The organism is Rugamonas sp. FW305-51 (genome assembly GCF_058786935.1).
This window is the reverse complement of the sequence record NZ_JBYSZG010000045.1, coordinates 26,734-46,634: the sequence shown is the minus strand read 5'-3', so window position 1 is coordinate 46,634 and position 19,901 is coordinate 26,734. Positions and strand designations below refer to the sequence as shown.

17 protein-coding genes are annotated in these 19,901 nt (G+C 67.9%); 3 read left to right on the top strand and 14 right to left on the bottom strand.

Annotation, left to right across the window (positions count from 1 at the left end; genetic code table 11):
- Window positions 1–218: 218 nt before the first annotated feature.
- The 3 genes from AC3WOS_RS23395 to AC3WOS_RS23385 are packed head-to-tail and all read left to right on the top strand — an operon-like array spanning window position 219 to window position 3,729.
- The gene (locus AC3WOS_RS23395; RefSeq protein WP_492719023.1) at window positions 219–1,589 is read left to right on the top strand and encodes a phenylacetate--CoA ligase family protein; all 1,371 of its coding nucleotides are present in this window, start codon (window positions 219–221) and stop codon (window positions 1,587–1,589) included.
- Window positions 1,586–2,662 carry a glycosyltransferase family 4 protein gene (locus AC3WOS_RS23390; RefSeq protein WP_492719022.1) on the top strand — a complete coding sequence of 359 codons (1,077 nt, stop codon included), beginning with the start codon at window positions 1,586–1,588 and terminating at the stop codon, window positions 2,660–2,662. The genes AC3WOS_RS23395 and AC3WOS_RS23390 overlap by 4 nt, the downstream gene beginning before the upstream one ends.
- A complete protein-coding gene (locus AC3WOS_RS23385) occupies window positions 2,659–3,729 on the top strand; it encodes a CapA family protein (protein ID WP_492719020.1) in 1,071 nt (356 codons plus the stop codon). The genes AC3WOS_RS23390 and AC3WOS_RS23385 overlap by 4 nt, the downstream gene beginning before the upstream one ends.
- A gap of 82 nt (window positions 3,730–3,811) precedes the next feature.
- On the opposite strand, the gene AC3WOS_RS23380 is transcribed toward AC3WOS_RS23385, so the two are convergent.
- The 14 genes from AC3WOS_RS23380 to epsE form a co-directional block, all read right to left on the bottom strand.
- Window positions 3,812–6,082 (bottom strand): heparinase II/III domain-containing protein, encoded by a 2,271-nt coding sequence (locus AC3WOS_RS23380; protein WP_492719019.1) that lies wholly within the window; start codon window positions 6,080–6,082, stop codon window positions 3,812–3,814.
- Window positions 6,083–6,494: 412 nt separating this feature from the next.
- Window positions 6,495–7,556, bottom strand: coding sequence for a glycosyltransferase family 2 protein (locus AC3WOS_RS23375; protein WP_492719017.1), 1,062 nt, complete (start codon window positions 7,554–7,556; stop codon window positions 6,495–6,497).
- A gap of 13 nt (window positions 7,557–7,569) precedes the next feature.
- On the bottom strand, window positions 7,570–8,634 hold the full coding sequence (locus AC3WOS_RS23370; protein ID WP_492719015.1) for a glycosyltransferase family 2 protein: 1,065 nt from the start codon (window positions 8,632–8,634) through the stop codon (window positions 7,570–7,572).
- Entirely contained in the window at window positions 8,631–10,193 is a 1,563-nt protein-coding gene (locus AC3WOS_RS23365) for an O-antigen ligase family protein (protein WP_492719014.1), read from the bottom strand. The genes AC3WOS_RS23370 and AC3WOS_RS23365 overlap by 4 nt, the downstream gene beginning before the upstream one ends.
- Window positions 10,193–11,464, bottom strand: a complete 1,272-nt coding sequence (locus AC3WOS_RS23360) for a lipopolysaccharide biosynthesis protein (RefSeq protein ID WP_492719012.1) — start codon at window positions 11,462–11,464, stop codon at window positions 10,193–10,195. The genes AC3WOS_RS23365 and AC3WOS_RS23360 overlap by 1 nt, the downstream gene beginning before the upstream one ends.
- Window positions 11,461–12,528 carry an acyltransferase family protein gene (locus AC3WOS_RS23355; protein ID WP_492719010.1) on the bottom strand — a complete coding sequence of 356 codons (1,068 nt, stop codon included), beginning with the start codon at window positions 12,526–12,528 and terminating at the stop codon, window positions 11,461–11,463. The genes AC3WOS_RS23360 and AC3WOS_RS23355 overlap by 4 nt, the downstream gene beginning before the upstream one ends.
- The gene (locus tag AC3WOS_RS23350) at window positions 12,525–13,112 is read right to left on the bottom strand and encodes an acyltransferase (protein ID WP_492719008.1); all 588 of its coding nucleotides are present in this window, start codon (window positions 13,110–13,112) and stop codon (window positions 12,525–12,527) included. Before AC3WOS_RS23350 ends, AC3WOS_RS23355 begins: the two co-directional genes overlap by 4 nt.
- Window positions 13,113–13,125: 13 nt before the next feature.
- Window positions 13,126–14,241 (bottom strand): DegT/DnrJ/EryC1/StrS family aminotransferase, encoded by a 1,116-nt coding sequence (locus AC3WOS_RS23345; protein ID WP_492719006.1) that lies wholly within the window; start codon window positions 14,239–14,241, stop codon window positions 13,126–13,128.
- A gap of 33 nt (window positions 14,242–14,274) precedes the next feature.
- Window positions 14,275–15,069: a glycosyltransferase family 2 protein gene (locus AC3WOS_RS23340; protein ID WP_492719005.1), complete on the bottom strand. Its 795-nt coding sequence runs from the start codon at window positions 15,067–15,069 to the stop codon at window positions 14,275–14,277.
- A 66-nt stretch (window positions 15,070–15,135) separates the two neighbouring features.
- Entirely contained in the window at window positions 15,136–15,828 is a 693-nt protein-coding gene (epsI, locus tag AC3WOS_RS23335; RefSeq protein WP_492719003.1) for an exosortase-associated protein EpsI, B-type, read from the bottom strand.
- Window positions 15,818–16,732, bottom strand: coding sequence for an exosortase B (gene xrtB / locus AC3WOS_RS23330; RefSeq protein WP_492719001.1), 915 nt, complete (start codon window positions 16,730–16,732; stop codon window positions 15,818–15,820). The genes epsI and xrtB overlap by 11 nt, the downstream gene beginning before the upstream one ends.
- On the bottom strand, window positions 16,732–17,610 hold the full coding sequence (gene epsG, locus AC3WOS_RS23325) for a chain length determinant protein tyrosine kinase EpsG (RefSeq protein ID WP_492718998.1): 879 nt from the start codon (window positions 17,608–17,610) through the stop codon (window positions 16,732–16,734). The genes xrtB and epsG overlap by 1 nt, the downstream gene beginning before the upstream one ends.
- 15 nt (window positions 17,611–17,625) lie before the next feature.
- A complete protein-coding gene (gene epsF / locus AC3WOS_RS23320; RefSeq protein WP_492718996.1) occupies window positions 17,626–19,035 on the bottom strand; it encodes a chain length determinant protein EpsF in 1,410 nt (469 codons plus the stop codon).
- Window positions 19,036–19,100: 65 nt separating this feature from the next.
- Window positions 19,101–19,889: a polysaccharide export protein EpsE gene (epsE, locus tag AC3WOS_RS23315; protein ID WP_492718994.1), complete on the bottom strand. Its 789-nt coding sequence runs from the start codon at window positions 19,887–19,889 to the stop codon at window positions 19,101–19,103.
- Window positions 19,890–19,901 lie beyond the last annotated feature (12 nt).

Below are 19,901 nucleotides of genomic sequence, written 5' to 3'. Positions count from 1 at the left end.
ACAATTAACAAACGTGCAATTTCGACATCATAACGCATCTGGGCGCGCCTGCGAAGGGGCGCGCGCCGCGCCGCGCGCACGATTGCGCGCGGGCGCAGAAAACGCTATAGTGCGAACGCACGAGAAATTTCAAATCAGACAAGTATTCGCCGCGCCGGCTCCGGCCGCGGCGGCGCTCGCGCGCCCCCTTTCCCGTTAGTGAATCGAGAACCACAGGTATGGCTTTTCCCGCAGCGAAGCATCTGTCCTTCCTCAGCCGCCATCTGATCCGCCGCAACCCGTTCGCCCGGGCCCGGGCCCAGGCGTTGATCGCGCGCGAACGGCTGCCCGCGGCCGCACTGGAGGCGCGCCAGCACACGCTGCTGCACGCCACCATCGCCGCCGCGCGCGCCCGTTTGCCCGCCTACGCGGCGCTGCCGGCGCTGGCGCCCGATGGCGACGCGCGCCAGTGGTTGCGCCAGCATTGCCAGGTGATCAGCAAGACCGACTTGCTGGCCGGACGCCAGCGCTATTATCCGCACCAGGGCGTGCGCCGCCCATGGTGGCCGCCAGGCATGACCAGCGGCACCTCGGGCACCCCGCTGGAAGTGTTCCGCAGCCTGTCGTCCATCATCTGGGAAGAGGCGTTCCACCTGCAATACTGGCACTGGGCCGGCTACCGCCCCGGCCAGCCGCAGGCCGTGCTGCGCGGCGACCAGGTGACCGAGATCACGCGGCGCCAGCCGCCCTACTGGCTGTGGGACCGGTACGGCAAACAACTGTTCCTGTCGACGCGCCACCTGGCCGCCGAGACGGCGCCGGCCATGCTGGCCCAGCTGGCCGCCAGCGGGGCCGGCATGCTGCGCGCCTATCCGTCGGCCGCCTATGTGCTGGCGCGCCAGGCGCAGGCGCAAGGCCAGGCGCCGCGCCTGCAGGCCGTCGTGTGCGGCTCGGAGCCGGTGTTCCCGTTCCAGCGCGAGCAGATCGAGGCCAGCTTCGGCTGCCGGCTGTTCGATTTTTATGGCATGGCCGAACGGATCGCGTTCGCCGGCCAGTGCGAGCACGGCTTCTATCATCTGCACCCCGAGTATTCCTGGGTCGAGATCGTCGATGAACGGGACCAACCCACCACCGATTTCGGCTTCGTGGTCGGCACCACGCTGCACAACCACGTGATGCCGCTGCTGCGCTACCGCATCAACGACCGCGCCCGCTGGCTGCCCGGCGCCTGCCCGTGCGGGCGCCATTACCCGCGCATCGAACTGGCCTCGGGCAAGGTCGAGGACCAGTTGTACGACCGCGACGGCAATCCCGTGAGCGCCAGCATCATCACCTTCGCGCTCAAGTCGGCCGCCCATATCCGCCAGACCCAGGTGGCGCAGACGGGGCCCGGACGATGGCTGATACGGGTGGTGCCCGACGCCGGCTACACCGAGGCCCACTCGCGCGGCCTGTGCGACAATTTCCACCACTATGTCAGCACACGGGTCGACGTCAGCGTACAACTGGTCGATCACATCGCGCTGCAGGCCAGCGGCAAGTTCAAGTGGGTGAGCCAGGAATGGCCAGGCGCGGCGGCGCTGGGCGGCACGCCGGCGGAGCGCCCATGAACATCCTGTTCTGCGGCCCCATCGCGGGTCCGGCCGCGGCGCCCGCCGGCGGCTACGAGGCATGCAACCGGCGCACCATCGACGCGCTGCGCGCACAAGGCGCCCAGGTGCGGGAATTGCCTTACCCGCAACCGGACGGCGGCAAGCTGGCCAAGCTGCGCGGCTATGTGGGCGGCTTCCTGGCGCTGCGGCGCCAGATCGGCCGCGGCGCCGGCCAGGTGTTTCATTTGACGGGCCTGTACAAGCAATTCGTGCCGGCCGAGCTGCTGTTGCTGCTGCGCGCGCGCCGGCGCGGCTGGCGCACCGTCTACGACGTCCGCGCCGGCTCCATGCACCTGCACTACGCCCGGCTCGGCCCCGTGTACCGCCTGCTGTTCCGCCTGCTGCTGCGCAGCGCCGACCAGGTCATGATCGAGGGCATGGACTATGCGCCGTTCGTGCAACAGGTGACGGGACGCCCGGCCTTCTATCTGCCCAACCATATCAAGATGACGGACATCCCGGCGCGCACGGCGGCGGCCGACGGCGTGCTGCGCCTGATCTACGTGGGCCGGGTCAACCTGGAAAAAGGCGTGGCCACGGCGCTCGAGACGGCGCAACGGCTGCAAGAGCAAGGCCAGCGCTGCGAGCTGGTGGTGGCCGGCCCCGCCGAGCCGCGCTTGCTGGCCCGGCTGCAGGCCGATTATCCGCGCAGTCCGGTCCAATGGCTGGGCTCGCTCACCCCGGCCCAGGTGCTCGGCGAACTGGGCAAGGCCCATGTGTTCCTGTTCCCCACCCGCCACAGCGGCGAGGGGCACTCGAACGCGCTCACCGAAGCGATGGCCATGGGCTGCGTGCCGCTGGCCAGCGACAACGGCTTTAACCGCTCCGTGATCGGCGACACGGGACGCGTGCTGCCCATGCAGGCGACGCCGGCGCAATACGCCGAGGCCGCCATGGCGCTGTGGCGCAGTGACGCCTGGCCCGCCCTGTCGCAGGCCGCACGGGCGCGCGCGGCCACCCTGTTCTCGACCGAGCAGGCCGTCAGCCGCCTACAAGGGGCCTACCAGCAGTTACTGAAAGCACCAGCATGAACCTGTTATTTGCGGGCGACCTGGCATGGCCAGGCCCTGACAGCATCGATTTCGACGCGCTGCGCCAGCTGTGCGCGTCCGCGCGCCTGGTGGCCAATCTGGAAGGCGGCATCCTCGACGGCGAGGCCGGCGCGCTGGCCGTGCACAACGCCTATAAATTCAATTTGTATTGCCACGCGTCCGTGCGCACGCCGCTCGAACAATTGCGGGTGATCGCCTGCGGCCTGGCCAACAACCACATTTCCGATTATCCGGGCGCGCTCGACAGCAGCAAGGCCGCGCTGGCGGCGCAACAGATCGCCGTGTTCGGCACGCGCGCGCAGCCGTGGTGCCAGCTCACGCTGGGCGGGCGCGACTATGTGCTGTATGGCGCCTGTTCGCCGCTGCCGGAACCGCGGCGCGAAGCCGGCCACGACCACGCGCTGCCGTTCGCGCCGGCCGCCGCGCTGGCGGCGCTGGGCCAGCTGCGGCGCCAGTTTCCGCAGGCGACCCTGGTGGCGTATCTGCACTGGGGTTACGAACTGGCCAGCTATCCGCAGCCGGCCGACCGCGAGTGGGCGCGCCAGGCCATCGACGCCGGCGTCGACCTGGTGATCGGCCATCACCCGCACGTGGTACAGGGACTGGAAGTGCACGGCCGCGGACTGATCGCCTATTCGCTGGGCAATCTGCTGCTGCCGCAGACCCAATACCGTGGCCGCCGCCTCCATTACCACGCGGCGGCCGTGTGCGAACAACTGGTGCTCGAGGTGGGCGGCGACACGCCGCAGGCGCACTGGCTGCACTACGACGTGGCCGGCGCCCGCATCGTGCGCGGCGACAGCGGCGCGGCGGCCAGCGACGCGCGGCTGCGCGCGCGCACCCCGTTCGCCGGCATGGACGACGCCCAGTACCGCGCGTGGTTCGCCCGCATGGGCCAGGCTGGCAAGGGCGGCGGCCCCGTGTTGTGGAGCTACCGCGGCTGGCGGCGCGCCGACACGGCCGGCAAGTTCGCCTATCTGCGGGCCAGGGCGGCCGTGCGCAAGCTGGCCATCGCCAGCGGCCTGCACCGGCCTTACAACTGGTAACCGGAGGACGGCAGTGGCCGAAAAAAAACCCGGCGCCTCGCGGCCACCGGGTTTTTTTGCGTGCGGGCCAGCGGCCCGCCCATTATTTCGGCAGGTTGACGGGCACGCCACCGACGGTCAGCGTGCGCCCGCTCAGGGTGGAGCTCAGCGTGATGGTCGGATTCTTGCACCCCACATCGAGCACGATCAGGAACTCGCCGGTGGTGGCCCGCGGCAGCACGTAGGCGGCATGGTCTTCCACCGTGCCCGCCTTGGGCGCCGGCGCCGAGCGCTTGACATAGGTCAGCCCCTGGGTCACGGGCCGGATGCAGACGGAGCGGTCGACATTGAGCACCTTCACCACATTGCTGGCGTCGGCCGTCATCAGCACCGGCGTATGCATATTCCACTCGAAGGCATGGGCCACCGGCGCGGCCAGCTTGTCGAGCACCACCACGGCGTCCTGGCCGCGCAGATACCACAGCGAGCGGCGGGCCAGGCTCAGCACGCCATTGTAGGCGGCCGTCGCGTCACCCTCGACATAATCGAGCGCGGACGAGGTGCCGAACGCGGTGATCTTGCCGTTGCGGGTCAGCTGCACGTTGTAGGTGTCGACCGGCTGGCCCAGACCGCCATCGTAGGTGATGGCGTTGTGCGCCTTGGTCTGGCGGTACCAGTCGTGCCACAGGGGCGAGCCATACCAGTCATAGTAGCCGGACTCGATCAGCAACAGGCGGCCGCCACTGTTGAGCACCAGGCTGTTCTGGTCGGCGTGGCTGTGGTTGTACGAACCATACTGGCTGGACTTGAAGTAGATCGAGGTGCGCAGCGGATTGGTGATATCGCTGTGCAGCGCGGCCCAGCCGATGCTGCTGTACAGCGCGCTGTTGGGCGGCGGCGTGGCCGTCGTCACCGATGCCACCGGCAGCGGATAAGGCGCCTGCAGCACCGTCAGCGGATCCTCGGTGCCGGGCAGGCTGCGCACATACCAGGCCGCCTCGGGGGTGGCGAAGCGCGAAGCATAACCCTTCAGTTCGGTGTACACGGGGGCGGCCTCATGTTCGTCGCCGAACGTGTGGCGCAGCGAGCCGGGCGGCTGGAAATGCATGAACGACTTCATGAAACCGAGCGCCCACGGCTTTTTGAACATGTTGACGCCGGTGGCGGACATGATCGGCTGCCACAGCGACAAGGCCGCCAGCGCCGAATGCTGGCCATACGAGGTGCCGTTGGCGAAACCGCCCTCGGCGCCGCTCCACGGCGACGTCGAATTGACATAGGCGCGGAAGGTGAAATCGAACCAGGCGCTGGCCTCGGGAATCTCGCCCAGCGCCAGCGTGGCGATCACGGCCAGATAGCCCTGGGCCACGGCGCCGTGCGAATCGAAGGGGAATTCGTCCAGGCCACCGTCGGGCGTGTTGAAGGCATTGTAGATGTCCGTGGTGCGCGCCTTGACCGCGGCGAGCCAGACGGCCTTGGTGGCCGGCGCGAGCGCCGGGCCCAAGAGGTCGACGGCCTTCATCAGGGACAGGTCGATCATGCGGTCGTCCAGGTCATCCTCGACGTAGGCGGTGGGCGACAACTTGACGTGGGTCGGATCATACGTCGGATTGAGGGCGGCCAGCTCATTGCCGCGGCGCACGGCCTCGTTCAGGAACTGGCTATCCTTGGTCAGCACCCACAGCAGCGCGGACGCCTCGAGCTGCCGGGTCACGTCCAGCATGGCCCAGCGGATGGCGTTGAGCTGGGAAGCGCCGGCCGAGGTCAGCGGCTGGATCGAGGTGTCGATCGGCCAGTTGGCGTCGGTGTAGGTGGGCACCGAGGTCATGCGCTTTTGCACCCCGCCGATCAAGTCCAGCATGCCCTGGCCGCGGTCGTTGATCATGGGCGTGGTCCAGGCGCTGCGCGGCAGGAAGCCGTCGGGCAGCGAGCGCGGACGGGGGCGCGCGACGATGTAATTCTTGAGCGTGGTGTTATCGGGCACCACGAACGGTTGCGAGGTGGAATTGATGACGAAGGAACGCGACGCACTCCAGTCGACCACGGCCGCCGGACGCACGCGCCACGAATAGCTGCCCGGCGCCAGCGTGGACGCGGGCAGGAACCACAGGCGGTTGACGGTGAAGGTCTGCACCACCGGCGTGGTGCCGTTCAAGGTCAACTCGAGCACGTAGCTGGCCGTGTTGGTCAGGCCCGGATACATCGGCCACGTGAAGGCAGGTGGATTCTGAGCCTGGACCTGGCCACTGGTGGGCATGGCACGCACCACATAGGCCTGGGGCGAAACGGACCAATCCGCGCCGTAACTGGGCAGCGTGGCCGCGGCGCCCAGCACCAGCAGGCCACGCAGCAGGGAAACAGTTCCGAATTTCATGACTCACCTCTTAGAAAAGATGCAAATGGCACAGCCGATGCAGAAGGGGGGGGGGCGGTGCTGACGCGCACGGACGATGAACAGGCCTGGCCCGCGTGCGCCACCGCCCTCATCTTACGCTTGTTTTTCGATAACGCTATCGATCAGCAATACCCATATGTTGCAACCATATATTGTTAACCACGCGTGGCCACCACTGCCGTCACTGCCGGCGGCGCGCCTGCCTCGCACGCTTGCGCGTCCTGATCGCCACCGCGCCGGGCGCCAATGGCACATACGGGAATTTTATCGCAGCCCCAAAAAATGTCCAGTAAGAAATTAGTATTAATTGCGCTCAGCGAATAAAACAACGGAATAACTTTGAACGAACGACAATAATACCTGCCAAAAATTCACATTTTCATCCAGTAAATCAAATAATATTATCGTTTGAGAATTTTCCTTCATACAATATCCGGTCGGAAATGCGCTGCCCCGGGTCGCCGGGCGGACGCACAAAGCCGCGCACGGCGCCCACGGCAAACAGATGCCAGGCCAGTATCCCCAGCGCCCCCTCGCGCACGCTGCGCTTGCGCCGGGCCAGCACCAGGCCCACGGCCAGCCACAGCCCCAGCCAAGCGCCGGCCACGGCGGCCGGCCACGGCGCCCCGCCCGCCATGGCCAGCAGCGCCAGCAGCAAGGCCGCCGCGTGCACGGCCGGCGCGGCGAACACGAACCAGCACGCGCGCAGCGCCCGCCCCAGCCATGGGTGGCCGACGGCGGCCCGCAGGAAGGCACCGCTGGCGTCGATGCGGCCGTTGCGCCACAGGCGACGCAACATCTGGCCGCTCGTTTCGTTGTGGCCGCTATGGCCGACGGCCGGCTGCGGCAGGCGCACCAGCCGGTAGCCGGCCGCGCCCAGGCGCGCGCCCAGCTCGGCCTCCTCGAACGCGGGCAACCAGCGGTTCGACAGATAAGCGACGCGCTCGATCGCGTCGCGCCGGTACAGCCCGCCCCCGCCCAGCAACGCCACCTGCTGTTCGGCCCGCAGCTGGTCGTAATAGTCGGCGCGCAAGCGGTCAGCCAGCGTGCGCTGCTGGCGGTCGATCAGGCGTCCGCCCACGCCGGCCACGTCGGGATGCTGGCGCAGATAAGCGAGCGCCGCGCGCAGGAAGCCCGGCTCGAGCGTCATGTCGCCATCGAGCACATAGACGAACTGGCCGCGCGCGTGCTGGTAGCCCAGTTGCAGCGCGGCGCCGCAATTGCGGTCGGCCACGGCCGTAAATTGCACCACCTTCACGCCCAGCCCGGCGGCGATGGCGACCGTGTTGTCGGCCGACAGCGAGTCGACCAGGATCACTTCGCCGCCCAGCCCGTCCAGTGCGGCCAGCGCCGACGCCAGGCAGGCGCCGATGTGGCGCTCCTCGTTGAGCGCCTTGACGATGATGGTGATCAGAATGGTGCCCGCTCCCGGGGCGCTGTCGTGTATTGGCATGAACGCCTGTTCCTCATCGTGGCGCCGCGCGCCGGGCGCGCGGCCATAGGGCGTCGCGGCTGGCGCGCCACATGGCGCGCGCGCCCGTGCGCCGGCCCTTGAGCGTGGCCAGCAGGCAATCGCGCAGCGTGCGCAGATGGCACAGCAGCAGCAACGCCGGCATGAATTTGCGGTACAGCTTGAAGCGCGAACTGTACATGGTGTAGATGGCGAACTCGCTGTCCTGATGTTCGCCGGTGGCGCTGCCGGCCTTGTGGTAGACGCGCGCGTCGGCCGCCAGCGCGTTACGGAACAGGCCTTCGCCGCGCAGCGCCCAGTCGATCTCCTCGTAATAGAGGAAATAGCGTTCCTCCATCTCCCCCACCCGCTCGAGGAAGGCGCGCGACACCAGCATCGAGGCGCCGCTGATCCAGTCGAGCCGGCGTTCGGCCGCGCGCCGCACGGCCGCCGTCACCTCGTCGGTGTGCAGGCGGAACGCGTGCAGCCCGGACTTGACGCGGTGGCGCGCGAAATAGCCGCCGCCCAGCGCTTGCACGCGCTCGGGCTCGCCATAGAAGCAGTTGACCGAGCCGGTGATGCCGATGGCCGGATCGCTGGCCGCGCGCGCCACCATGTGCGCCAGGCAGGCGGGCGGCACCACGGTATCGTTGTTGAGCAACCAGACAAAACGGCAGCGCGGATCGGCCAGCGCGATCCGGATGCCGACGTTGTTGCCGCCGGCGAAACCGAGATTGCCGCCGGTACGCACCAGCAGCAGGGCCGGATCGTCGGGCGCGGGCACATAACCGGCCGCATCGTCGATGATGTGATACGGCAGCGGCTTGCGCAGCGGCGGCCAGGTCAGCGACGCCAGCGGGCCGTCGGGCCGCTGGTAGGGCCGGCTGCCATCGGCCCAGGCCGCGATGGCCTCGACCGAGCCGTCGGCGGAGGCGTTGTCGCACACGATCACGCGCAATTGCGGATAGTCGAGGCGATAGACGCTCTCCAGGCATTCGACGGCATCGCGCCAGCCATTCCAGTTCACCAGTACCACCCACACCAGCGGCGCCGGCGCGGCGGCCACGTTCAGCGCGCTCATGGACGCCGCTCCGCCGGCAGCCCGGCCGGTCCGGCCGGTCCGGCCGGGCGCGCCGGCGCCGCCAGCGGCGTCTCGCCCAGCACGACGATGGCGGCAATCAGCACGTAACCGAGCGTGAAGCCGGACGCGATCGACAGCACGGTCTTGCAGCCGAGCAGGATGACGATGGAGATGGCCATGAAGCCGGCCGTCAGGCCGGCCGTGTCGTCGCGCTGGCGGTAGTACTTCAGCCCCAGCAGCGCGGCCAGCGCGAACACGGCGGCGAACGCCGCCAGGCCGGGCAGGCCGGCGTCGAGCGCCACGCCCAGCCAGTAGTTGTCGATGTTAAAACGCACGCCGTCGAAGAAGCCCAGCTTGACGGCGCCCATGCCGTTGCCATAGCCGAAGAAGGGGCTGGAGCGGATCAACGGTATGCCGCGCTGCAGCATCAGCACGCGCGACATGGTGCTGCTGGCCTCGCCGGCGCTGCGCCCGGCGATCAGGTGCGACACTTCCTGCAGGGCGAAATAGCCGGCCACCAGCAGCACCGGCAACAGGAAGATGGAGACGGCCAGCGACAGGCTGGCGCCGCTGTGGCGGGCGCGCGCGCCGCGCGGCAGCAACAGCAGCGCGCCCGTCAGCAGCACGGCAGCGAGCAGCACGGCGATGCCGACCCGGCTGCGCGAACTGAGGATGACGGCAAAGGCGAACGGCAGGAAGGCCACGCACAGCCAGCGCCACAGCCCCGTTTTGCGGCTGAGGAAAGGAATGGCCGCCAGCGGCGCGATCATGGCCATGAACTCGGCCAGCACCATCGGGTGTTCAAACGTGCCTTGCGCGCGGTAGTGGCCATCGCGGAATTTCTCGCGCAACATGTCCAGCACGGCCGCCGAATCCTCGGAACCGACGCTCACGAAACGGTCGAACAGCGTGTGCTTGACCACCGATTCGGCCGAGGCCAGCAAGGCTTGCACGATGGCGGCCGCCATCAGCACGGCCAGCAGGCGCTGCACGTCGCGCTCGTCGCGCAGCACGGCCAGCGCCGCGAAGAACAGCACGTAGTAGGTGATGATCTCCGAGCCCAGCGACAGCACTTGCCCGATAGGCTGATCGCCGGCGGCCGCGCTGATCACGCGCCAGCCCATCAGGAACAGCACGCTGCCGATCAGCCACGGGTGCGCGCGGCAACGGCGCGCCAGGCGCGCCAGCGGTTCCTCGCACAACATGATGCTGGCGGCGGCCAGCAGCAAAAAGCCCAGCCAGGCCAGTTTGGTCGGGTTGACCGAGGGCAGGCCGCCGACCCGGTAGACGACATAACCGGGCCACAGGTTGATTAACACCACCAGCGACAGCAGCGCCAGCTGCAGCAAGCCGTCCGGCGCCGCGCGCCGCTTGGGCAACATCCACATCACCACCGCCAGCATGATGGCGCCGGGCAAGGCCAGCAAACGGGCCAGGGTGCCCACCGGCACCACCGCCGCCATCAGGCCCAGCAGCAGGCACAGCGTCAGCATGCCCAGTCCCAGCAAGCCGGCCATCACCCAATGGTTGCCCCGGGGGGTACGGTACTGATTATGCATCACATCACTCCTTGTTCAATTCGCGTGGCGCCGGCCAGCCGGCCGCGCCGGTTGCACCACCACCAAAACACCGCTTGCGCGCACGGCACCCACAGCGCGTACACGCCCAGGCGCACATAGATAGCCCCATCGACGCCATAGCGGGGAATGGCCAGCGCGCTGCAGGCGACCACCACGGCACTGCTGACGATGGTCAGCCAGGTATTGAGCTTGAGCAAGCCGCGGCTGATCCACTGCGGCGTCATCAGCAGCGCCAGGCTGATGCCCAGCACGGTGGGCAGCAGCATGCGGAACATGGCCGCGCTGGGGGCGAAGGCGGGGCCGGCCACCAGCGCGATCATGGTCGGCGCCAGCGCCCAGGCCAGCAACGACAACCCGGCCAGGCCCGCCAGCAGCCGCTTGGCCAGCTGGCGCTGGCGCGGCCAGAACTGGTCCGGTCCGCTGCTGGCCAGGCCGCCGTAGATGATCATCAGCGCGCTTTGCGGCACGATCAGCAGCAAGCCCACCATCTGCTGGGCCAGCTGGTAATAGCCGACATCCTGCTTGCCCAGATAATTGTTAATCAACAGCACGCTGACCTGGTCGAGCAGGAAGGCGCTCACGGTGGTCAGGTGGATCACCGTGCCAGCCCCCAGCAGCGGCCGCACTTCGCGCCGGGCCCAGCGCAGCGAGCGGCCGGCCAGCCCCCACAGCGACCAGGCCACCATGGCCGCCACCAGCAGCTGTCCGAACAGCTGCGACAGCAGCGCCCCCGCCACGCCCCAGCCCAGCGCCATGACCAGCAGGAAAAACAGCAGGAAACCGGCGCTGCGGCCCCAATACTGGGCCCGGTTGAGCAAGCCCGTCTGGGCCGACGCGGCCAGCACATTGGACGCGTATTGCTCCCAGATCAGCAGTGGCACCGATGCCATGGCGATCACCAGCAGCGACGGGCGCAAGCCTTTGAACAGCGCGCCATGCGTCAGCAGATACAGGACGGTGGCCGCCGCCAGCGCCAGCGCCGACAACATGGCCGCCAGGCCGCCCAGCGTGCCCAGTTGTTCGGCCAGCGTGGGCCGCACGGCGGCGCTCTGCAGGCGGTGCTGCAAGGCCTGGCCCAGGCTCAGGTTGCACAGGGTGGCGAACAGCGCGGCCCAGGCCATGGCGGCCGCGAATTCACCGCGCCCCACGGGACCGAGCAGGCGCGCCGACACGAACAAGGTGCCCAGCGACAGCAGCACGCCATAGCCGCGCGCCAGGCTCATGGCGGCGATGCGCCGCAACTCGCTCATCGCACGCCCTCGGCCCGCACGGCGGGCACCCGTTCGGCCCGCGGCATGGCCACGAAACGTTGTTCAACCAGATGCCAGCTCAACCACGCGCACGGCAGCGTGGCCAGCGATGCCAGCGCGCACAGCACGAGCGGATCGCGCTGGGGCAGCAAGGCCAGCAAGGTCTGCTGCCAGGGAAACGCGAACAGGTAGATGCCGTACGACAGATCGCCCACGCGCGCCGTGTCGAGCGGCACGACCCAGCGGGGATGCAGGGCCAGCCACAGCGTGCCGTAGCTGATGGCCAGGCAGGCCGCCACCGGGAACCAGGGGGCGTCGCGCCAGGCGCCCACGGCCCACACCAGCAGCAACAGCGCGGCCAGCGCGCCGCGCAGCGGCAACCAGCGCCGGGCCAGCCGATAGCCGGCCCCCAGCATGAAATAGGGTACCAGCAAGGCCGCCCCTGAGCGCGTGCCATGCAGCACCAGCGCCCAGCCGGCCACGCAGGCCAGGCCCAACGCCGCCAGCGGCAGCGCCAGGTCGCGCGCGCGCCCGATCAGGCGCAACGCCGCCACGCCGCAACCGATGGCCAGGTACAGCGCGAACTCGATGGGCAGCGTCCACAGCGAACCGTTGACCGCCGCCCCGTACGGGTTGGCCGCGAACACGCCGGGCAGCTCATACTGCAAACGCCACAGGGTGAGGTTGCGCGCCACATAGGTCAGCACGGCCGGCGCGGCGAAGTACTCGGCGCCGGCCAGCGTCGTCATGACCGGTCCCAGCACCAGCGCGCACAGCAGCACCACCAGCGCCAGCGCGGGAAAGATGCGCCGTACGCGCGCGGCCAGGAAAGGGCGCAGGCCGGGACGGGCGTAGGCGCTGGCCGTGATCAGGTAGCCGCTGATGACGAAGAACACGCCCACGGCCAGCGTGCCCAGCGTCATCTTGCCGCCGGTGAGCGCCATCAGCGGTTCGCGCCCGCCCTGCCCCACCAGGTGGTAGCTGTGCGAGAACAGCACCAGCCAGGCAGCGACCAGCCGGATCACGTTGAAGTTGTTCAACGGAGCCTGCGCGCCAGGCGTCATGCTGCGTCCGGCCCGGCGTCGGCCAGGCTGCGCAGGTAAGCCTGTTCCACGGCCAGCAGGTCGCGCCGCCGTTCCTTGACCTTGCGCGCGGGCGTGCCCACGTACACGCCGAAGCTGTCGCAATCGGCGCGCACCAGCGACAGCGCGCCCACCACGGCGCCCTGCCCCAGCGTGACGTCCGGCAGGATCACGGCGCCAGCCCCGATGATCACATGGCGCCCCACCATGACCGGCCCGCCCGTGATGTTGGTGTAGGCCGGCGGCACGGTAGGCCCCGTCATCACGGCGCCGCTGTAATCGTCGTTGCTCGAATAGATGGCCACGCGCGAAGAGATGTTGGCGAAATCGGCCAGCGTGATCTTGCCCTTGCCGATCAGGCTGCTATACACGGCCACATGCACGTTGCGGCCGATCTCGATGCCGCCGGCACCGGCCGACAGCACGCAGAAATCGTCGATCCGGCAATGGTCGCCGATGCGGATGGCGCCCGGATTGTACAGCGAGGCCCGGCGCGAGATCTGCACGCCGCGGCCCACGTGGGCCAGCCCCAGCGCCGCCAACTCGTCCGGGTTCAGATAAGACATGCGCGTGCTCCCTTCAGCGGTGCGACCAGCGGCGCACGATGGCGCAGATGCGCTCCACGTCCTGCAGCGCCAGGTCCGGATAGATGGGCAGGCACAGCACGCGGTCGGCCACCTTGCGCGCCACCGGCAGGTTGTCCAGGCGCGCCGACGGCAAGCCCCGGTACATGGGGAAGTCGCTGATGAGCGGATAGAAATAGCGGCGCGTCATGATGTCCTCGCCCTGCAGCGCCGTGTACAGCGCGTCGCGCGACATCGGATAGTCGGCCTCCACGAACACGGGGAAATAGGAATTGTTCTGCAGCTCGGGATGGGGCACGGTGGGCACCGTGATGCCGGTGATGCCGGCCAGTTGCTCGCGGTAGCAGGCGGCGATGCGCGCGCGGCGCGCCAGCGCGTCGTCCACATGGCGCAGCTGCAGCAGGCCGAACGCGGCCTGCACCTCGTTCATCTTGCCGTTGATGCCAGGCGCCACGACGGTGACCTCGTCGGCGATGCCGAAGTTCTTCAAGTGGTCGATCCGCTGCTTGGTCTTGGCGTCCGGACAGATGATGGCGCCGCCCTCGAAGGTGTTGAACACCTTGGTGGCATGGAAGCTGAGCACCGACAGGTCGCCGTAGTTGAGCACGCTGGTGCCGTTGTGGCGCACGCCGAACGCGTGGGCCGCGTCGTAGATCACCTTCAAGCCATAGATGTCGGCGATGCGCTCGATCTCCTCGACGTCGCACGGCGTGCCATACACGTGCACGGGGAAGATGGCCGTGGTCTGCGGCGTGATGGCGGCCTCGATCCGGCGCGGATCGAGATTGAAGGTGCGCGGATCGATGTCGACGAACACGGGCTTGATGCCGTTCCACAGCAGCGAATGGGCGGTGGCCACGAACGAATAGGGCGTCGTGATCACCTCGCCGGAAATGCGCAGCGCCTGCAGCGCCGTCACCAGCGCGATGGTGGCGTTGGTAAACAGGGCCAGGTGCTGGACGCCCAGGTAGTCGGCCAGCTCGCGCTCGAGCCGCTGGTGGAACTGGCCACCGTTGGTGAGCCACTTGCTGTCCCAGATCTGTTGCAGATAAGGCAGGAATTCGTCCAGCGGCGGCATGGCCGGTTCGGTCACAAAGATTTTTTTGCTCATGAGATCAATTCCAGGAGAGGTTGCGGGCCATCGTCAGCTCTGCTTCTGATTGCGTTCGCGATAGTGTTTGAGTAAGCGCTCCGGCGCGCGCACGGCACGCACGCCCAGGAAGCGGATCTTGCGGAAGCGGTTCCAGTCGCCCGGCTCGTCATAGCGCCACGCCTGCATGTCCCACGGAATGGACTTGAGCCAGTGGTGGTAAAACACCGACGAGGTCGAGACAAAGTTGACGGCGAACCGGGGCGCCTCGTTCACATGCCATTCATCGGGCACGCGCTCATAATCGAACGGGTGCCAGATGATGTCGGCGCGGCTGGCACGCATCAGGGCCAGCAGCTTGCTGACGCGGTCGGGCGCGTGCTCGTCGTCGTCGTCGAGGTGGGTGATGAACTCGCCGCGCGCCAGCGACAGCGCGTGGTTGATGGCGGCCGTGCCAGCCACCATCCAGCGCCGCCGCGGCTCGCTCGGGTAATCGCCCCGCTGCGCCAGGTTGACGAACTCGATCCGCGGGTCACCGAGGGCGGCCACCCGCTGCGCCGTGTCGTCGGTGCAGCAGTCGCCCACCACCACGATCTGCAGCTTGCGGTAATCCTGGGCCAGCAGCGATTTGAGGCAGCGCTCGGTCAGCAGGGCACCGCGGTTGTAGGTGGCCACGCACACGGTCACCAGCGGCTCGGCCTGGTCATAGGCGGCCTGGTAGGCATGCGAACGGCGCGCGGCGCGGAACCGGCGACGGGCCGACCAGCCCAGATCGGACAGCGAGCGCCACGGTTCGCGCACGCGCGCCCACCACTGCAGCGCCTTGCTCTTCATTTCTTGCAATTTCAACAATTTCTCCCATTCATCGATGGCGGTGGGGGGGGGGCGCGCGCCGGCGGCGCGGCGCGCGCGCCGTCAGCGTGCCAGGCCGGCCAGCCGGCGCCGGCTGTCGGCGGGCAAGGCCGCCAGCAACTGGTTGACGAATGCCGTGTGGTGCGTGAACGCACCGGCGGCGTCGGTGTCGATCGACGAGACCCGGAACAGCAGGCCGTCCGGGATCTGGCCGCGCAGGCGGTAACGCATCTCGGCCATCTTCTTGTCGATGTTGCCCATCGCCACCGTGTCGCCCACCGTGGTCCAGTAGGTGACCGGTTCGTAGCGCTCGCCCGACAAATTGGTCTCCAGCCGCTTGACGGGGATCGCGCCCCACGGCGTGGCCAGCGTGCCGCGCTGCTTGTCCGTCACCTCGAAACCCTGGGCCGGATAGCAGATCTCGGGATAGTGCACTTGCAAGCCATCGCTCTGGTTGGCGCCGTAGGCCACCGACAGCATGATGCGGTAGCCGGCCCGGTTGACATAGGTGCGCGCCAGCGTCTCGGTGTAGATCTCCTTGAGCGCCTGCTCCACGCCGGGGTTGATCACGGCCGCCGACAGCGCCTGTTCCTCGCGCCATTCGCCGAACACGGCCGGCACCACCCGTTCGAACTTGCCAGCCGGACGGCTGTCGGCCAGATAATGGGTGGGCAACAGCAGCTTGCCGGCCGCGGCCGTGGCCACCATGAGCAGGCCCAGCACGACGCTGCTCAGTATCGCCTTATCAATGCGCATGGTGGCCTCCGTGGAGCGCGGCCGACGCGCGCGGCGCCAGCCATTGCAGCAGCGTGTCTATGCTGATGATCAACACCAGCGCACTGAGGAACAGCACCATGCCGGCGAAACCGTGCAGGAAGCCCTGGCCGGCCGCGTCGCCCAGATAATAGGTGATCAGGGTCAGCGCGCACACCCGGATCACGTTGGCGGAAAACGAGATCGGGATGATCAACAGGGCCAGGCCGATGTTGCGGAAGGCCGAGGTATGGCGCACCACGTTGAGGTAGAACAGGCCCAGCGATTCGAGCGTGAGCAGGGTCTGCAGGCCGGCGCAGGCGTCGGCCACCAGCAACTGGTATTGGCCGATCTGCAGGATCACGCCGGTGCGGGCGATCGGGTAGCCGGCCAGGAACAGCAGGTGTTCCGTCACATACGACACGGCCGTCTTCATCGGCAAGGTCAGCGTGCTGACCACGGTACCGGGCAAGGGCACCATGAACAACATGAAAAAGAAGGGGAACCACAGCACGCGCGCGGCCGGCCAGCCGAATTTGAGCAGCACGATGGCCGCCAGCAGCACGATCAGCGCGCAGATCTCGAACGACACGATCTGCTGGGTTCGCCCGAGCACATGCAGCGCCATGGCCAGCGCGAACAACAGCCAGCCGCAGCCGGTGGCGCCGGCGCTGGTGCGCGCCGCGGCCAGCACTTGCGGCCAGCCGCGCACGGCCAGCCACACGGACAGGGCCAGGATGATGGGGCCATGGGCCTGTTCCTCGGTGCTCCAGATGCCGCGCAGCAGATCATAGAAGGTGGGGCCGAACAGCACCACGAAGCCGGCCAGCAGCGGCAGCCATTCGGGCAGCAAGGCCTTCCAGCGCGGCGCGCGCGCGCTGGCGACCGGCTTGGCCACACTGTTCATCAGAACTCCACCATCACCGAGCCAACGATCTCCACCCCGCTCTGGGCCAGGCGCTGCTGCATCTCGGCCAGGTCGGCCAGCCGCGTATGGTTGCGCCGGCTCACCAGCAGCACCCCGCCCGTGCGGGCCGCGATGGCCAGCGCGTCCGAGCCGCTGGCGAACGCGGGCGCGTCATACAGCACCACGTCATAGCGCGCCGTCAGCTGCCCGTTCAAGTCGCCGAACGAGGAGCGGCTCAACAGTTCCTGCGGGTTGGGCGGCAAGGTGCCGGCCGTCAGCACGGACAGGTCGATGAAGGCGTCGACCTTGTTGATGGCGCCCAGGTCGGCGCGCCCGGCCAGCACGTCCGACAAGCCCTGGCGCGTCTTCTGGTCGAAGATCTCGTGCTGGCTGGGCTGGCGCAAATTGCCATCGACCAGCAGCGTCTGCTCGCCCAGCTGCGAGAACACCACGGCCAGGTTGGCCGTAAACAGGCTGGCGCCATCCCCGGCGCTGGCGCCCAGGATCACCAGCGACTTCTTGCCGCGCGCAAACCAGCGCAGCATCAGCTGGCTACGCACGGCGCGCAGCGCCTCGACCTGGGGACTGAACGGTTGATAGGCCGCCAGCAGGCGCGGCGAATAATTGCCCTGCCCGACCTGCAGATACGGATAGTCGAACTGGCGCGCCAGCACTTGCTGGATATCGGCCTCGGTGATCAGGCCCAGGCGCAGGGCCGCCTCGCCGAAGCGCACCCCCAGTTCCTTTTGCATGCGCAACACGCGCTCGGCGTTCTCCGGCGTGATCTTGCCCGACGCCAGCAGCAGGCCGCCGATGCTCGAGTCGCTACCGCGGGTCAGGGGCTGCGCCGCGGCGCCGGCCAGTGCAGATTGGGTCATACTGGTATCCATGGCTTAGTTGATGCGCAAACGGCGCAGGGTGAGGGAGTTCATCAGGCCGATGCGCTTGGGCGCGGCCGGACCGGTCCAGTCGACGCTGCCCAGCACGGGGATATGCAGCACCTCGCTCAGGTCGCTTTCGGAACGCACGCGGCGGTTGAGCATCTCGGCCAGCACGCTAAAGCCCAGGCCCAGCATGGTGCCCAGGAACAAGGACAACACGACGTTGAGCACGATTTTCGGGCTCGACGGCTTGATCGGCGCCACGGCCGGATTCAGCACGGAGATGTCGGACTGGTCGGACTGGCCTTCGATATTGGTCTGCGAAAAACGCTGGGCCGCCGCGTCATAGGCGCGCTGGGCGCTCTCGACGTCCTTGCTCAGCACATTCATCTCGTCGCGCGCGCGGTTCAGGGACAGCACCTTCTCCTTTTGCGCCTGCAGCGCGGCGCGGATCGAGCCCTCGCGCTGCTGCAGGATGGAGGCGTTGTTGCCGACGCTGTTGGAGGTGACCTTGAGCTGCTCGGCCAGGTCGGCGCGCAGCTTCTCCACCTCGGCCTTGGCGCTCTGGTATTGCGGGTGGTTGGGGCGCAGCCGCTGCGACACTTCGGCGAATTTCGACTCCGCGTTGCCGAGGTTGATCTTCAAGTTCTGGATCAGCGGGCTGGAGGCCACATCGGGCGACTCGGACGAACCGGTCTCGGCCATATGGCGGCGCGAGCTGGCCTCGGCCAGCTGGCCCTGCGCGGCCACCAGCTGGGCCGACAGGTCGTTGAGACGGTTGGTCTCCACGTCGAGCCGGTTGTCGACGCTGACGATGCCGTTTTCCTGCTGGTATTTCGACAGGCGGCTCTGGGCCACTTCCACGTTATCGCGCAGCAGCTTGGTCTGCTCGTTGAAGTAGTGCGACGCCTTCTTCATCGGCTCGACCTTGAGCTGGATGCTGATCTTCTGGTACTCGTCGGCGAAGGCGTTGGCCACGGCGGCCGCGAACTCCGGGTCGCTGCCCTTGAAACTGACGTCGACGACGCTGCTCTCGCGGGCCGGCACGATGTCGAGCTTGGCCAACAACAGCTCGGCCAGCCAGTCGCGCACCGTGCCCTTGCCATCGGTAGCCTCCCGGAACTGGGCCACCACGGCCGGGCTGTCGGCCAGGTGCAGCCGGTCCACCACGCGCAAGGCCACGTTCTTGCTGGTGATGATGTCGACCTGGGTCGCCATATAGCCGGGCAGCAGCTGGCCGGGCATGGTCAGGCCGGTGACCGGATCGACGCCTTTATAGTTGAGCAGCAGCGAACTGGTGGCCTTGTACGTCTTGGGCAGCAGCAGACTGACCACCAGCGTGACCGACACGGTCAACACGATGGTGGTGAAGAAGATCCAGCGGCGCGCTCTGAGGAGCAGCAGAAATTGTGAAAAACTCATGACTCATCTTTCAATGCGGATGACAAAATGGAAGCGTTCAGCCGCGCGCCACCGCGCGGCCCGGCTCAGAACCAGCTCTCCGTGATGTAGACCACGTCGTCGGGGCGCAACAGGTCGTCGTGCTTGGCCTCGATGATCTGCAGCTTGCCGGCCGCGTCACGCCGCTTGATGCGGATGCCGCGCTCGGTGCCGCGCTGGGTCAGCCCGCCGCCCACGGCCAGCGCCTGCAGCACCGTCATCGAGCGTTCGAGACGGAACGTACCGGGCCGCTGCACTTCGCCATAGATGTAGAAGCGCGGCGCCCGTTCCACGTAGATCACGTCGTCGGCCATCAGGTCCAGGTCCTTGCTCAAGTCGCTGCTGCGCACCATCTCGACGATGTCGATGGCTTGCTTGGTGGCGTTGCCATTGCGCTTGCGGATCAGGCTGATCTCGTCGCCGCCGTCGGCGCTCATCCCGCCGGCCAGGGCCAGCATGTCGAGCAAGGTGCGCTTGCTCTCGAGCGGATAGCGGCCGGGACGGTTGACTTGCCCCAGCACCGACACCTGCTGGCTCTGCAAGGCGGTGACGATGATGTTGACCTGCGCCTTGCGCAGGAAGCCGCCGCTCTCGAGCAGGCCGCCCAGCTTCTTCTCGGCCGCCGAGACGGCCAGCCCCCCCACGGCCACATTGCCCAGCAGGGGGAAGGTGATGGTGCCGTCATCGGCCACCCGCGTCTCCAGTCCCAGATCGGGGCTGCCATAGACGGAGATCTTGATCACGTCGCCGCCCCCCAAGGTGACGTCGGCAGCGCCGGCGTACGCCATCGCCAGCCCCAGGAACAGCGCCACCAGCCAGTTTGCCAGTCGTTTCATATTCATCCTCAT

Excerpts from the sequence above, each read along its gene's own strand:
- AC3WOS_RS23370 (WP_492719015.1), bottom strand. The coding sequence starts at position 8,634 with ATGAGCGCGCTGAACGTGGCCGCCGCGCCGGCGCCGCTGGTGTGGGTG.
- AC3WOS_RS23350 (WP_492719008.1), bottom strand. The coding sequence starts at position 13,112 with ATGTCTTATCTGAACCCGGACGAGTTGGCGGCGCTGGGGCTGGCCCAC.
- AC3WOS_RS23360 (WP_492719012.1), bottom strand. The coding sequence starts at position 11,464 with ATGAGCGAGTTGCGGCGCATCGCCGCCATGAGCCTGGCGCGCGGCTAT.
- xrtB (WP_492719001.1), bottom strand. The coding sequence starts at position 16,732 with ATGAACAGTGTGGCCAAGCCGGTCGCCAGCGCGCGCGCGCCGCGCTGG.
- epsG (WP_492718998.1), bottom strand. The coding sequence starts at position 17,610 with ATGACCCAATCTGCACTGGCCGGCGCCGCGGCGCAGCCCCTGACCCGC.
- AC3WOS_RS23380 (WP_492719019.1), bottom strand. The coding sequence starts at position 6,082 with ATGAAATTCGGAACTGTTTCCCTGCTGCGTGGCCTGCTGGTGCTGGGC.
- AC3WOS_RS23375 (WP_492719017.1), bottom strand. The coding sequence starts at position 7,556 with ATGCCAATACACGACAGCGCCCCGGGAGCGGGCACCATTCTGATCACC.
- AC3WOS_RS23345 (WP_492719006.1), bottom strand. The coding sequence starts at position 14,241 with ATGAGCAAAAAAATCTTTGTGACCGAACCGGCCATGCCGCCGCTGGAC.
- epsE (WP_492718994.1), bottom strand. The coding sequence starts at position 19,889 with ATGAAACGACTGGCAAACTGGCTGGTGGCGCTGTTCCTGGGGCTGGCG.
- AC3WOS_RS23355 (WP_492719010.1), bottom strand. The coding sequence starts at position 12,528 with ATGACGCCTGGCGCGCAGGCTCCGTTGAACAACTTCAACGTGATCCGG.
- epsF (WP_492718996.1), bottom strand. The coding sequence starts at position 19,035 with ATGAGTTTTTCACAATTTCTGCTGCTCCTCAGAGCGCGCCGCTGGATC.
- AC3WOS_RS23365 (WP_492719014.1), bottom strand. The coding sequence starts at position 10,193 with ATGCATAATCAGTACCGTACCCCCCGGGGCAACCATTGGGTGATGGCC.
- epsI (WP_492719003.1), bottom strand. The coding sequence starts at position 15,828 with ATGCGCATTGATAAGGCGATACTGAGCAGCGTCGTGCTGGGCCTGCTC.
- AC3WOS_RS23385 (WP_492719020.1), top strand. The coding sequence starts at position 2,659 with ATGAACCTGTTATTTGCGGGCGACCTGGCATGGCCAGGCCCTGACAGC.
- AC3WOS_RS23395 (WP_492719023.1), top strand. The coding sequence starts at position 219 with ATGGCTTTTCCCGCAGCGAAGCATCTGTCCTTCCTCAGCCGCCATCTG.
- AC3WOS_RS23390 (WP_492719022.1), top strand. The coding sequence starts at position 1,586 with ATGAACATCCTGTTCTGCGGCCCCATCGCGGGTCCGGCCGCGGCGCCC.